This is a genomic window from Halochromatium glycolicum, assembly GCF_016584085.1.
Taxonomy (GTDB): domain Bacteria; phylum Pseudomonadota; class Gammaproteobacteria; order Chromatiales; family Chromatiaceae; genus Lamprobacter; species Lamprobacter glycolicus.
Genome location: NZ_NRSJ01000053.1, coordinates 18,744 through 32,937 on the forward strand (window position 1 = coordinate 18,744; position 14,194 = coordinate 32,937).

Below are 14,194 nucleotides of genomic sequence, written 5' to 3' on the forward strand. Positions count from 1 at the left end.
CGATGAACGATATCAAGACCTTGGCGGGACGCAACACCAATCAGGAACAGCGCCGCTACACGAGTTACTTCCAACTCGGCGCATTGGAGCTCGAGCGGTATCGCCGCGGCTTGGAGCGGGATGCCGCGCAGCAGCGGATCAATACCATCAATCAGCGCCTGGACGAGATCGAGGCGGAAATGCAACAGCTGCTCGCGGAGGCCGGGGCCGAGGCGCTGCAGCAGGCAGGTGAGAGGCCGCTTCACCGCCGGTTGACGACCTCGAGCAATCCCCGTAAGCCCGAGTCGAGCGAGCGCGAGCGCCAGCCCCGTGGGCTGCGTATCCGCTACTGAGATCAAGCCGAGCAAGCAGCAGGAGCGATATGGCCCGCAAATCCCATTCCCAAGGCGGTCGATTCATCTACGCGCTGGTCGACGTCGACGCCGAGGTGCCGAGCTACCGAGTCACTGGATTGAACAAGGCTCGGGTCTATTGCATCCCGGAAGGTGCGGTCGGGGCGGTGGTCAGCGATATCCAGAGCCCGCGGGTGCGCCCGGAGCGTCGCCATCTGATGGCACATCGGGCGGTGCTGGCGCATCTGTTGGAGCAAGGAACGGTGTTGCCGATGCGATTCGGCACCATCGCAACGAGCGCGGCCTCGGTGCGGGCCTTGCTGCGTGCGAATGCGCCTGCCATCGAGGACCAACTGCAGCGGGTGAGGGGGCGGGTCGAGATGGGTCTGCGTGTCTCCTGGGAGGTTGGCAACATCTATGAGTATTTCGTCCGTATGCATCCCGTCCTGCGGGAGATGCGCGATCGCGTGGTCGAACAGTCCGAGGCGGCACGCGAAGAGAAGATCGAGCTTGGACGGATGTTCGATCGGCTGGTGCAAGAGGAGCGCGAGCGGCATACCCAACGCGTGATCGAGGTGTTGAACGACTACTGTGAGGAAGTGATCGCCAATCCTGCCAAGAATGAGAAGGAGGTCATGAATCTGGCTTGCTTGGTGGAGAAGGACGGGCGCTCGGAGTTCGAGAAGGGGGTGTTCGAGGCCTCCAAGCGCTTCGACAATGACTTCCTGTTCGACTACAACGGTCCCTGGGCGCCGCACAATTTCGTCAATCTTGATCTCAGGACCCCGGCCAGCGCCGAGCAGCGGGCCGCTGCCGGCTAGTCGCATGCCAGCGTGCGAATAGCGTGCGAATAGCGGGTGAATAGCGCGTGAATAGCGGGTGAATGATGTTGGTGGTCGATGACATCCTATTCAGCCCCTATCGCGGCTTGCTGTGGCTCTTCAAGGAGATCCACAACGCCGCGTTGGAGGAGGTCGAGGGCGAGGCGACCCGGATTCGCAACGAGCTCACCAATCTCTACATGATGCTCGAGACGGGGGAGCTCGATGAAGCGGAGTTCGATCGCCGCGAAGGCCCCCTGCTGGACCGGCTCGATGAGATCGAGGCTGACGAGGAAGAGGAAGACGACGACGAATTCGATGACGACGAATTCGATGACGACGAATTCGATGACGATGAATTCGATGACGACGAGGAAGACGCCGAGCAACTCGATGAAGAGGAGGTCAGCATCGCAAGATGACTTTGCAGGCACAACCCGCATTCCTGACTACGCCTGGGCTCAGCCTGCTGTATTTCGGGGGCAAGGGCGGCGTTGGTAAGACCACCTGCGCCTGTGCCGCCGCGCTCGAGATCGCCCAGCGCCGGCGCGCGGAGACAGTGCTGCTGCTCTCGACCGATCCGGCTCATTCGCTCGCCGATGCATTGTCGGGGCTGGCGCTGCCGCCCAACCTGGAGATGCTCGAGCTGGATGCGGCCGCGGCCTTGGAACGCTTCAGGCAACGCTATCGCGGAAAGCTCGAGGAGATCGCCAACCGCGGGACCCTGTTAGACGCCCAGGACGCCCAGGCGCTGCTGGAGATGGCGCTCCCCGGTATGGACGAGCTGGCCGCCTACCTGGAGATGGCCGAGTGGATCGAGCAGCAGCGCTACGGCTGTATCGTCGTCGATACCGCGCCGACGGGTCATGCGCTGCGGCTGCTGCAGATGCCGGATCTGATCAGTCGCTGGATCAAGGCGTTGGATGCCTTGCTGGCGAAGAACCGCTATCTGCGTTGGCGGTTCCAACGCGACCAGCGTCCGGATGATCTGGACCAGTTCCTGCTGGGGCTCGAGCGCACCCGCCGGGGCATCGCCGAGCTGGTCAAGGATGGTACGCGTTGCCGATTCGTCCCGGTGACGCTGGCCGAGGCGATGAGCATCGAGGAGACCGAGGATCTCCTGCAGATGCTCGATGGGCAAGGGATCATGGCGCAAGACCTGGTGATCAATCGGATGATGCCGGCAAGCGACTGCGCCGTCTGCCGCGTGGAGCGGCAGCGCCAGCTGCGCGCGCTCGCCACCCTCGATCGGCAGCCGGCGCAGGCGAGGCTCTGGGCCCTGCCGCTGCTGGCCGATGAGCCGCGCGGCGAGGCCCTGCTCAACGTCTGGTCGCAAGCGCAGCGGCTCGATCCTGCCGCGTTGCGCGAGCAGGGTGCGCCGGTCGCCAACGAATTGCCGACCCGGGTCAGACGGCCTGCATCGCTGCCGCCGCCGAGCGCGCGGCTGGTGATGCTGGCAGGCAAGGGCGGGGTCGGTAAGACCACCTTTGCGAGCGCCACGGCGCTGCGCTTGCGCGCCGAGTACCCTGACCGGCGCATCCTGCTGTTATCCACCGATCCCGCGCACTCGCTCGCGGACTGCCTTGGACGCGCCTTTGGCCCGCGGCCAGTCGCGGTGGACACGGGCCTGGATGCCGAAGAGTTCGCGGCCGAGCAGGCCTTTGCGGTCCTGCAGCAACGTTATCGTGACGAGCTGCGCGGCTTCCTCTCGCAGGCGCTGAACAATCTCGACATCACCTTCGATCGCGAGGCGATGGAGCAGCTGCTGGAGCTGGCGCCACCGGGGCTGGATGAGATCATGGCGCTGACCCGGGTGATCGAATACCTCGACGGCGGGGCCTATGACCTGGTGGTGCTGGACACCGCGCCGAGTGGTCATACGCTGCGCCTGCTGGAGCTGCCCGAGTTGATCCAAGAGTGGCTGAAGCTCTTCTTTCAGCTGCTGTTGAAGTATCGCTCCCTCTTGAAGGTGCCGGAGCTCTCCCGTGACCTGGTCGAGCTGTCGAAGTCGGTCAAGCGGTTGCGAGCGCTGCTCAGGGATTCACGCGAGACCGCCTGTTACCTGGTGACCATCCCGAGCGCGTTGGGATTGGCCGAGACCGGCGATCTGATCGCCGCGCTCGAGCAGCTGCAGATCCGGGTCTCCGGCCTGTTCATCAATCAGCTGACACCGTTCGACGGTGATTGCGCGCTCTGTGATGCGCTGCACGAGCGCCAGGCGCGAGAGGTTGCGCACGCGCAGCAGCGATTCCCACGGCTAACGCAGACATTGGTCTATCGCCAGTCCGCACCGACCGGACTCGATGCGCTGCGGCGCTTGGGCGATGCACTCTATTGCCCGCTGGAGGCATCCCAATGAGCGCAGGCGTCGCGTCAGTGTTGTCCCGGCCATGAGCGACACCGGTCTCTCGCAAAACGGGCAAGAGCATGTTTCGCTCTGCGAGGCGCTGGATCGCATCCTGAACAAGGGGGCGGTCGTGGTGGCCGATCTGACCATCTCGGTGGCCGATATCGATCTCATCTTCATCAATCTGCAGGCGCTGGTCACCTCGGTGGAGACCGGGCGGCGGCTGCAGCAGGAGGCGGCGAATGAACAACGAGCAGTCGACACCGACGACGCCGGGTGAGTCCGGCACGCCGCTGGCGGCAGCAGCCTCATCGACGGTCGGCGGCCGCAAGCGGCTCGAGATCGACGAGGCCGGTGTGCGCAACGGACTGGCGCAGTTGGTGCTGACGCTGATCAAGCTGCTGCACGAGCTGTTGGAGCGCCAGGCGATCGCGCGCATGGAATCGGGCTCGCTGGATGAAGAGGAGATCGAGCGGCTTGGGCTGACGCTGATGCGTCAGGCCGAGGAGCTCGAGCGCGTGCGCGAGGCCTTTGGCCTGCGTGATGAGGATCTCAACATCGACCTCGGTCCCCTGGGCCGGCTGTTCTAACGAGGCACCATGGCCAATCATCACCGTAATCTGAGCCATTCGACGGATAGCACCACCGTTGCCGACCTGCTGGAGCGCTTGTTGGACAAGGGGGTGGTCATTGCCGGCGATATTCGAGTCAAGCTGGTCGAAGTGGAGCTGTTGACCATCGAGGTCCGGCTCTTGGTCTGCTCGGTTGACCGCGCCGTCGAGATGGGCGTCGATTGGTGGCGCGGCAATCCGGCGTTCGATAGCTCGGTGCGCGGGCCGTCGCAGTCCGCTGCATTGGAAGAGCGGCTCGAGCGTCTCGAGGAGAAGATCGAGACCGCGTTGACTGCCAAGCTATAGGGCTTGGCGCAGCCGTTCGAGGGAGATCGGCTTGGGCAGGACCGAGGGTTGGTGCTGCAGCCGCTCAAGCCCGAAGTTGGCCGGGTTTTGTCCGCTCATCAGGATGACACGGATCTCGGGATAGAGATCGTTCAGCAACTCGCAGAGCTCGACGCCGTCCATCTGCGGCATCGCCAGGTCGGTCAGTACCAGGTCGAACTCGGGGTCGAGGTTGAGCCGTTCGAGGCAATCCAGCGCGTCTTCTGCCATCTCGGAGTCGATATCCAGGGTGTGCAGCAGCCGGCTGACGGTCTCGCGTACGCGCGGGTCGTCATCGACCACCAAGATCCGATGTGGCTTGCCGTCTTTGGCCTCTAACGCGCTGGTCGCGGGCGCGGCATGAGCCGTCGATGGCTGGCCGGTCGGCAGCAGCAGGCGAAAGACCGAGCCCAGGCCCGGCTGTGACTCGACCTGCAGTCCGGCGCCGGAGCGCAGCACGAACTCCTGCACCATGAACATGCCCAGGCCGTGGCCGCGCTGCTCGGCCTTGGTCGAGAACAGCGGCTCGAAGAGCCGTTGCCGTGTCTCGGTGTTCATGCCGCAGCCGGTATCGGCCACGCGCAGCTCGACATACTCGCCTGGGCTCAGCCTACCGAGCGCGAGTTGTTCTGACCCATCCCAGTGGCGTGGCTTGGCCTGGATGCTGAGGTGACCGCCGTCGGGCATGGCATCGCGGGCGTTGAGCGCCAGGTTCAACAGCGCCGACTGTAGGAAGGCCGTGTTGGTCTCGGCGTGAATGGCGGGCGCGATCTTGAGCTCGAGCTTGATCCGGGCCGGGAGCACCCGGAACAGGATGTGTTCCAGTTCCTTGAGCGCGGGCTCGAGCGGGGTCTCAGTGATGGTGATGCCGCCGGCGCGGCTGAGCGAGAGCATGCCGGAGGTGATCACAATCGCCTGGCCAAGCGCGCTGAGCGTCTCATCGATGATCTCGCCATATTGCTTGATGGCCGGATGCGCTGGGAGCTGATCGAGCGAGGTCTGCAGGAACTGCAGGTTGCCATCGATGACGCCGAGCAGGTTGTTGAAGTCATGCGCGATGCCGCTGGCGAGGTGCCCGATGGTCTCGCGCTCCTTGGAGGCCACCATGAGGCGCTGTACCTGCTCGATATAGACGAGTGCGATCAGTCGTTGCCCGATCAGGCGCATCAGCTCGCGATGCAGATCGGAGAACACCGGGCGCGCTTCACGGCTCCAGAAGTTGAGCACGAGGGTTTCTGCTTCGCCGTTGGGGCCGTTCCAGGGCAGGGCTAGCAGCAGACCGCTGCGCCAACCGGCTTTGCGACTGCTCGCCGAGAGTTGCTCGGCGCTGATGGGCTTCGGCACGCCCAGCTCCTGTTGGTCCAATGCCACGAGCGCCTGCGCCATGCTGGGCGGCTGCTCGAGGCCCTCGGCAGTGGCCTTCGCTGTGCGCAGGCGGTAATGCATCTCGCCTTGGAGCAGGCCGAACTCACCGAGGTCCATCTGCAGCCCCTCGCAGCCGAGCTCGAGCAGGGCCTCGGCTTCGGTATCGAGCTGGAGCGACTGGCCGCTGAGATTCACCAGCCTCTCCAGGTGATGGCGGTAGTCGGCGAGCTCCTGTTCGAGCTGCTGTCGGCGCTCGTTGGCTTGCACCACCTCGGTGATGTCCTCGAGCATGCCCAGCGGCAGCGGCGCTTCACCGTCGCCCTGCGGGATCATCAGCACGCGCAGATCGCCCCACATGAGGTCGCCGTTCGGCTTGATGCAACGCTTGGTGATGCGAAAGCCGGTGCGCTCTCCGGCTAGCAGTTGCTGGTGGAGCCTGTGCTCTTGGGGCAAGTCCTCCGGATGCGTGACCTCGTCGATGCTCATGCCGAGCAGCGCATCCGGCTCGCGGCCGAGCAGGGTCGCCAATGTGTGGTTCACCAGCGTGAAGCGGCCGCTACGATCGGTGATGCCGATACCGAGCGGCGCCTGGTTGAAGATGGCGCTCAGCCGCGCCTCGCTGGCACGAAGCTGCTGTTCGGCCTGATAGTGGTCCGTGATATCGATATCGATGCCGCGAAAGCCGCGCAGTGACCCGTCGTCGTTGAGGATGGGGAAGCCATAGGTCTTGACCCAGACCAGGCTGCCATCGGCGTGGCAGATTGGGTTGAGAAAGTCCTCACAGGTGTGTTTCTGCTCGAAGTACTGGAGGGTCTCGCCCTTGAGGCGCTCACGCTCGGATTCCGGGAACAGATCATAGAAATGCCGCTTGCCGATCAGCGCTTCCGGTTGCAGGCCAAGGAGATCCGCGATGACCGGGCTGATGTAGGTATAGAGCCCGTTGGCATCGACCTCCCAGGCGACACTGCGGCTGAGGCGCGCAACCTGGTCGTAGCGCGCCTGGCTTTGGACCAGATCGCGATAGATACGCTCGCGCGCAAGGGCGCCGACCATCAGGTTGGCCACCACCTGCAGAAAACGGACCTCCGCGGCGAGCCACTCGCGCGGTGCATAGACGGCGTCGAAGCCGATGAAGCCGATGAGGCGCTCGCCTGAATGCGCACCTTCCATCAGGGGCACCAGCAGCACCGATTGGATGCCCTGGAATTCGAGGATCTCGCGCTCCTCGGCCCAGTCGTCGTCCAGATCGGCGACGCGCGGAACGATCACCGGCTTGCCTGAGGTCATATGCCGCATGGTCGCCGAAAAGGGCTCGACCGGGAGGTCTTGCAGGTGCTCGATCATCGGCGTGACACCGGGGGCGACCCACTCGTGGGTGTTGTGCATCCGGCTGTCGTCGGGCTCGATCTGGAACAGATAGGTGCGGTCCGACTGGGTGAAGTCGCCGATGCGCTGGAGTGTCTGATCGATCAGGCCGGAGACATCCTGATCCGTTTGCAACACGAAGGCGGTGGCGATATCCAGTAGCTCGCGCTCGATGGCCTCGCGCTGCAGCAGGTCCAGTTCGGCGAGCTTGCGCTCGGTGATGTCGCGCCCGAGCGAGACGATGCCGGTGATCTGGCCGCTGTCGTCGACGATGGCGCGATCCACCCACTGCAGCCAGCGCCAGCCCTTGCGGGTCGATACATAGTGCTCAGCGAAATGCGTGTGCGGCGGCTGCTGCAGTGCGTTGAGCGCCTTGGTCTTGGCCTGCGGGTCAGCCGGAAGCCGATTACTGAAGGCGTCTTGACCGGCGAGTTCGGCCTCGTGGCGGTCGAACAGCTTGCAATAGGAGGGGCTGACGAACTCCAGGCGTCCCTCTGGATCGGTGCGCACGATCAGGTCTTCGAGGTTGTCGACGACCAACCGGTAACGCTCGCGCTGGGCGCGCAGCTCGGCTTCGACTTGGCGCTGCTCGGTGACGTCTAGGCTAGTGCCGGTGAGATTCTGCGGTTGACCTTCGGCATCGAAATTGACCCGGCCCTGGTTGAGCATGCGGCGTTCGACACCATCGATCGCGCGGAGACGGCACTCGACGCAGTAGGCTCCATCCGGGCGCAGCGGCGCGGCCTTCAGCTCGGCGCGCACCGCCTCCTGGTCTTCGGGATGCACTGCCGCGAAGAACGCATCGAGGCTCGCAGGGATCGACTGCGGGCGATAGCCGAACAGGCGATAGGTTTCGTCGCTCCAGATCAGCCGGCCGCTCGTATAGTCCAGGCACCAGCTGCCGAGATGGGTGATGGCCTGGGCCTCTTTGAGCAGTGACTCGCTGTGCGAGACCTGCTCGAGCGCATGCTGCAGCGCCGAGACATCCTGCTGGACGGCGACGAAATGGCTGACCTCGCCCTTGGCGTTGTGCAGCGGGGTGAGACTGAGGGCGCTCCAGAAGGTGGTGCCGTCCTTGCGTTGGTTGCGCAGCGTGCTGCGACAGCGGCTGCCGGATTGCAGTGCTGCCTGAACCTTGGCGTACTCGGGGTCATCGTCATCTTTCTCATGGAAGAACAGGCAGTTGCGGCCCAAGACTTCATCGGTGCGGTACCCGGTGAGCTCCTCGAAGCCGCGATTGACGTAGCTGATGGAGTAATCATCCTGGTTGCGGCGGCGGGCGATGACGATGCCGGTATTGGCCTGCGACAGCGCATCGACCAGCACCCGGTGATGTTGTTCGAGGCGCTGGGTCTCGAATGCCAGTGCGGCCAGGTTGGCGCCGGTCTCGAGCAGCTCACGCGCGAGCTGGCCAAGTCCTTGCGGACGATCGCTCAGGATCAGGAATACCCCGAGCGACTGTTGGTCGCGGCCGGCGATGGGTCGGCACCAGAGGGCCGGGGGCTCGACAGCCGACGCCAATCCGGGAGGCGGTGCGAGATCGAGCTCGCTGCCGAGGTCGCTGATGTACTGGGGCGTGCCCTCGGTGTAGGCGCGGGTGAGGCAGCATCCGCGATCGCCGGTGCGCAGGCTCTGATTGATCCAGTGCACGGCGTCTGTGTCCAGTGTCGGCGCAACCGTGACCTCGAGCATGCCAACGGCGTTGGGTGCGACCACCGCACAGTGCGCGCCGTTCAGGGCCTGCTCACTGAGCTCGCAGAGCTGGCGGGTGACCTCGGCTTCGCTCGCCTGCTCATTGGCAAGGGACAGCAGGGTCTGGGCCTGGATGCCGCGGATGGTGCGTTGGCGCGCAACCGTATCGCGCTCCTGCTGCAGGTTGATGAAGCTTTCGGCGAGACGCTCACCCATGCGGGTGATGGCGCCGGTGAGCTGCTGGATCTCGCGCACCGGGGTCGGCTTGAGCGGCGCGACCGTTTGACCTGCGGTGATCCGCTCTGGCAGCTGCACGGCGGTGTCGAGCAAGCGTTGCAGCGGACGCGTCAGCAGGTTGCTGAGCTGCTGGGCGGCGAGCGCCGAGATCATACTCAGGGCGAGGAGGGTGGCGAGCAGGCGTACGATCTGCTCATGGAGCTGATCGATGATCAGGGTGGTGCTGACCTCGATGGTGAGCTGTTCTGTGGCCGACCCCAGCGCCACTGGCAGCGAGACCTGATAGCGTGCCTCGCGCCACTGTTCCATCAGCGCCGGTGGCTCCTGGCCTGGCATCAGGATTGAGAGCCCTTCCACATGGGAGGGCTTGGCCGGCACTGTTTGCGCTGGCTGCAGCGCGAGACGCGGTTCAGCGGCTGTCGGCAGGCGCGCCGCCAGGCTTTGCTCCAGCTCGGTCAATGTGGTTGTGATGCCGTCAGCCGCGCTGTGCTCGAGCCTGAGCCGGGCAAGATCGGCGAACCAGAGCAGCCGATTGCGCATCTCGGTCTCGATGCCGGTTCTGAGATCGGTGTTTTGCCAGGCCAAGAGGGTGAAGGCTGGCATCAGCATGGCCGTGAGTAGCAGGCTGAACAGCAATTGCCCCAGCAACAGCGACAGCCGTTGGCGCCAGAGCAGGGTGATGCTGAGCAGGATGAGCTGGGCTAGCGCGGCGTTGAAGATCCCGTTCAGCGACTGCTTGAGCGCGATCAGCACCACCTGCGTCGGCGGCATATCGAGGTTGAACCGATAGAACACCAGCACCAAGGGCACGCCGATGAGCAGCCAGTACAGGCAGACCCGCCATAGCAGCGGTGGCGAGTCCTGTCCGCGGTGGCGCGCCAGCTGGCCGAGACCGGCAACGAAGCCGGCCTCGGCAACAAAGATCAGGAAGGCATAGGGGTGATCCCAGAGGACATTGGTGTAGGCACCGGCCGCGATTGCGACCAAGATCGCCGCCGGAGCGCCGACCCAGGCGAGCGCCAGCCAGACCGCGACCGAGCCGAAGATGATGTTGACGCCGAAGAACAGCGGCAGGTTGAAATGGTTGCCAAGCACGCCGAGCGCCATCAGCGTGAGCACCAGCGCAAGCTGCCGCGCGCCCTTCATCGACACAACGGACTGGATCAGGGAGGCCTCGCGGTCCCCTGGGTCGTTACCTAGACCGGTTCCTACGGCATTCTGCGCCCTATAGCGCATATGCCAACGCATTGACCGGATCGCCTAATTGGCGTTGGGGAAACCTCTTGATGAATTCATCGATCGGCATCGGAGCCCCGAACAGAAAACCCTGACCGAAGTCGACGCCTTCTGCTATCAAAAGCTCGCGCTGAGCTTCGGTCTCAATCCCTTCTGCCACCAGCTGCAAGCCGAGGCCGTGGCCGAACTTGATGATTGCGCGCAGTAGGTTTAAGGTTTTTTGGGAATCGAACATCTCGTTGACAAAGGAGGTGTCGATCTTCAGTGTTTCAAACGGAAGTTCAGCGAGCGCGCGCAGCGACGAATAGCCAGTACCGAAATCGTCGATTGCGAGCGAGGCGCCGGCAAGCTTGATATGCGCCGCCGTTGCCTGAATCCTCTGTGTGGCTTGTGTGGCAACCGATTCGGTGATCTCGGTGCGCACTGTGCAGATGCCCTCGAGTCCTGTGACCAATGAGCGCACCAGTTCGACACCGCGCCCATCCTCGAGACAGGGGGCTGAGAGATTGACTGCAAGGAAATCCAGTGCGACCTCGGCGAGCTGGCTGCGCTTCTCGAGCAGCCGATCGAGGAGCGACTCTGTAACAGGGGAGAGTAGGTTATGTGCTTCAGCAACTGGGATGAAGTAGCCTGCATCGAGGATTCTGCCATTCGGCAGGCGCAGACGCGCCAGGACCTCGGCGCCGCTCAGTGTTCCGTCGGCAATCGAGACGATCGGCTGCAGAAAAGGCAGAATCGCGCCCTGCGAGATCGCTAGTTGCAGTGACTCTGGTTTTAGATATGACCGTCGCGCATTGGGTAGTGGGGGCGGGGCCTCGTCCTCGTGAGCTGGGGCAGGCTTAATGTCATTCGAGGGATCGGCAGCCGATAGCTCATCGAGCAGTGCCGGGAGATCGCGAGCGAGCCGCCCTTTGTTGACGACGCCTCGTACCGCAACCCCATGCCCTTCCGCAACGCGTCGCGCAGTATCCAGTAACGAATCGCCACGCCCGGAGAGCAACACCAAGGGCAAGACCAGATCATGCTCCGCCAGCCAATGGATCACATCGATCCCAGATTCTTGACCGAGACCGAGATCCAATAGGATCAAATCAGGGGTCGTACCAGCGACCGCTGCTTTGAAATCTTTTACCGAGGAGTCGAATCGCAGCTCATGGCCTTGCGCGTCCAGGATGCGCTGAAGGAGCAGCTCGACACGAGGCTCGTCATCTAGGCAGTGAATGAGCATTCGCTTCTTCTCCGGGGTGTTAGGTGTTTCTTGGTGCATTCGAAATCAAGCTTCGTACCGTAAGCGGTAGCCTAGACCCCGGACTGGCCAGATGACGAGATCATGCATTCCGGCTTTGCGCAGCTTGCGCCGGATATTACCGATGTGGACATCGATGCTCCGGTCCACCGATTCCTTGATCTCACGGGATGTCAGTTGTTCACGGCAGACCACGCGGCTGTGATGCAGCAGGAGGATCGTGAGGATGCGCACCTCGGTATTGGTAAGGCTGACCGTGATTGGTGGGGAGCCGTCGCGAACAAGGGTTTGGGCTGTCCTATCGAGGTGGTAAGGCCCAAGATCGATCTCCCGATTACGTGCTGTCTCAAGTATTCGCCTCCGGAGCACGGCGCGAATACGGGCAATGAGCTCCTCGATCTCGAATGGTTTGATGATGTAGTCATCGGCACCGACATCGAGACCCCGGAGTCGGTCTTCTAATCGGTCACGGGCAGTCACGATGATGACTGCGGCAGAGGTTGCCGAAACCAGCTCTACGGCAAGGTCGATGCCATCCTCGGCCTGTAGGTTGAGGTCGAGCAGAACAAGGTCTGGTGCACTGTAATGATAGGCATTGCGCAACTCGCGACCGGTTTCCGCGAGCCTTACATGATATCCGGCGGCATGAAGGTTGCGCTCTATCATGCGTGCCATTCTTTGATCGTCTTCGACAACGACGATATCGGCTTCGGGCTCCGGCTCGTTGATCCTTTCCATTTCCTTCAATCCTGTTATGGCGTCATAATTGATACTGTTATCGCATGAATCTTTCGTTGGCCACCTCAAATAACAGTAGAGATTCGATGAGAAGAAGACCAAAGGGCCAAAGGAGGAACATCTCGAGCACCAGTGAATTCTAGCTTAGATGTAGTTTTATGTAGATGAAGAAGTATGAAGACCTGTTGCAGGCACACCGCGAATCGCCGAAACTTATGCGGTCATAAGGTGACATCGAGGCTGCTTGTTGACGGTGACGCATCAGTGAAGTCTTGCGGAACATCCGATAAGCGCTCGGCCCAGTTACCCAAGGACTCGTTAGCTCACCTGCTCACCAGGCGACTTCAGACGGGTATAAGTCTGCGGCAGCATCCAGGTTCTCGACAAGATTTTGACCGCGAATCATGCGGTGAGCTGCCCCGATTGAGACCTCCGTCACATAGGGTTCCTGAAAGGCTTGGGCTATCGATTGAGAAAAAACAATAGACAGAAGGAATCGAAGTCATTTGTTCAAACGATTTTGTGGGGCCGCTGGAGCGGCTTAACCTATCGTCAACCTCGCACGAGGTGATTCCCAACCCGTTCACCGACAGGAGCTGTACCCGATGAGCACTGAAGAGCAAGCTACCCCCTCGATGCCCCGCCTGAACGAGCCGGCCCCGGCCTTCGACGCCCCGACGACCCATGGCCGTAAGACCCTCGAGGACTACCGCGGCAAGTGGCTGGTGCTGTTCTCGCACCCGGCCGACTTCACGCCGGTGTGCACCACCGAGTTCATCGCCTTCGCCAAGCGCCATGCCGATTTCCAAGCCCTCGGCTGCGAATTGCTCGGGCTGTCGATCGACAGCAACTTCTCGCACATCGCCTGGGAACGGAACATCAAGGAGAACTTCGGCGTTGAGATCGGCTTTCCGATCATCGCCGACCTGTCGATGCAGGTGGCCAGGGCCTACGGCATGATCCAGCCCGGTGCCAGCGACACCTCAGCGGTGCGCGCGACCTTCGTCATCGACCCCGAGGGCGTGCTGCGCGCGATGGTCTACTACCCGATGAGCAACGGCCGCTCGATCGACGAGTTCGTCCGGCTGGTCAAGGCACTGCAGACCAGCGACGCCAATGGTGTCGCGACCCCTGAGGCCTGGCAGCCCGGCGACAAGGTCATCGTGCCGCCGCCGGCCACGGCCGAGGAGGCCGAGGCCCGGATGGATGCCGGCTACGAGTGCTCGGACTGGTATTTTTGCAAGAAGGCGCTGTGATCTAGGTACGAGCGAGGGAAAGCGGGCGGCGCAGGTCGTCGCCCGAGCCCCTTTCAGCGCGCAAAAGGCTCCCCCCGTTCAGAGATCAGCCGGCTCAGACAGAGGCGGGCCCAGGGGTCAGCCGACTCAGCGATCAGTCAGCTCAGACAGAAGCCGGCTCAGCAATTCAGCTCGGCTTGCGCGCGATCACATCAATCAGTGCGCGCTTTCACTGATGCCGGCTGCGGACGCTGATCCAGACAGTGAGTCGAGCCATGCTGAACCCTAAAGACGCCGCGCACCTCTTCGAGAGGGCGGATCAGTTAGCCGCTTAATGGAATGGTCCGCCCCTCCTTCTTTATCCTGCTGGGGCACACAACCGGCACCTGATGCGGAGGACTGATTCCATGGCTGAGACGATCATCGGCATCGACCTAGGCAAGCTGAAGTTCCACGTCTGCGTCCTGGACGCCAACGGCCATGTCGAGCGCCGCCGCGCCTACTCGCGCAGCGCTGTCATGCGCTTCCTGGCCAACACCCCAGCGGCGACCGTGGCGATGGAGGCCTGCCCCGGGGCGCATCACCTCGCGCGCAAGGTGGCGAACTTTGGACACGAGCCTCTGCTGCTGCCGGCGCAGTACGTCA

Annotated in this window: 11 protein-coding genes and 1 pseudogene; 9 read left to right on the forward strand and 3 right to left on the reverse strand. The window is 62.9% G+C overall.

Annotation, left to right across the window (positions count from 1 at the left end; translation table 11 throughout):
* Positions 1–2: 2 nt before the first annotated feature.
* The 7 genes from CKO40_RS20540 (at position 3) to CKO40_RS20570 (ending at position 4,417) form a co-directional block, all read left to right on the forward strand.
* Entirely contained in the window at positions 3–332 is a 330-nt protein-coding gene (locus tag CKO40_RS20540; protein ID WP_207173778.1) for a hypothetical protein, read from the forward strand.
* Between the two features lie 29 nt (positions 333–361).
* Positions 362–1,153, forward strand: a complete 792-nt coding sequence (locus tag CKO40_RS20545; RefSeq protein ID WP_200348323.1) for a GvpL/GvpF family gas vesicle protein — start codon at positions 362–364, stop codon at positions 1,151–1,153.
* 65 nt (positions 1,154–1,218) lie between these two features.
* Positions 1,219–1,575 carry a gas vesicle protein GvpG gene (locus tag CKO40_RS20550; RefSeq protein ID WP_200348324.1) on the forward strand — a complete coding sequence of 119 codons (357 nt, stop codon included), beginning with the start codon at positions 1,219–1,221 and terminating at the stop codon, positions 1,573–1,575.
* Positions 1,572–3,512 (forward strand): ArsA family ATPase, encoded by a 1,941-nt coding sequence (locus tag CKO40_RS20555; RefSeq protein ID WP_200348325.1) that lies wholly within the window; start codon positions 1,572–1,574, stop codon positions 3,510–3,512. The genes CKO40_RS20550 and CKO40_RS20555 overlap by 4 nt, the downstream gene beginning before the upstream one ends.
* A 31-nt stretch (positions 3,513–3,543) precedes the next feature.
* Complete coding sequence (locus CKO40_RS20560; protein WP_242477215.1) at positions 3,544–3,780, forward strand: gas vesicle protein; 237 nt, start codon at positions 3,544–3,546, stop codon at positions 3,778–3,780.
* Entirely contained in the window at positions 3,743–4,090 is a 348-nt protein-coding gene (locus tag CKO40_RS20565) for a gas vesicle protein K (protein ID WP_200348327.1), read from the forward strand. Before CKO40_RS20560 ends, CKO40_RS20565 begins: the two co-directional genes overlap by 38 nt.
* 9 nt (positions 4,091–4,099) lie before the next feature.
* On the forward strand, positions 4,100–4,417 hold the full coding sequence (locus tag CKO40_RS20570; RefSeq protein WP_200348328.1) for a gas vesicle protein: 318 nt from the start codon (positions 4,100–4,102) through the stop codon (positions 4,415–4,417).
* On the opposite strand, the gene CKO40_RS20575 is transcribed toward CKO40_RS20570, so the two are convergent.
* The 3 genes from CKO40_RS20575 to CKO40_RS20585 are packed head-to-tail and all read right to left on the reverse strand — an operon-like array spanning position 4,412 to position 12,314.
* On the reverse strand, positions 4,412–10,342 hold the full coding sequence (locus CKO40_RS20575; protein ID WP_200348329.1) for a PAS domain S-box protein: 5,931 nt from the start codon (positions 10,340–10,342) through the stop codon (positions 4,412–4,414). The two genes, CKO40_RS20570 and CKO40_RS20575, sit on opposite strands and share 6 nt — an antisense overlap.
* Entirely contained in the window at positions 10,320–11,597 is a 1,278-nt protein-coding gene (locus CKO40_RS20580; RefSeq protein ID WP_338074235.1) for an EAL domain-containing protein, read from the reverse strand. Before CKO40_RS20580 ends, CKO40_RS20575 begins: the two co-directional genes overlap by 23 nt.
* 6 nt (positions 11,598–11,603) lie before the next feature.
* Entirely contained in the window at positions 11,604–12,314 is a 711-nt protein-coding gene (locus CKO40_RS20585; protein ID WP_200348331.1) for a response regulator transcription factor, read from the reverse strand.
* Positions 12,315–12,919: 605 nt separating this feature from the next.
* On the opposite strand from CKO40_RS20585, the gene CKO40_RS20590 reads away from it, so the two are divergent.
* Positions 12,920–13,570 (forward strand): peroxiredoxin, encoded by a 651-nt coding sequence (locus CKO40_RS20590; RefSeq protein WP_200348332.1) that lies wholly within the window; start codon positions 12,920–12,922, stop codon positions 13,568–13,570.
* 386 nt (positions 13,571–13,956) lie between these two features.
* Positions 13,957–14,194 (forward strand): annotated as a pseudogene (locus CKO40_RS20595) (IS110 family transposase); the annotation flags it as partial.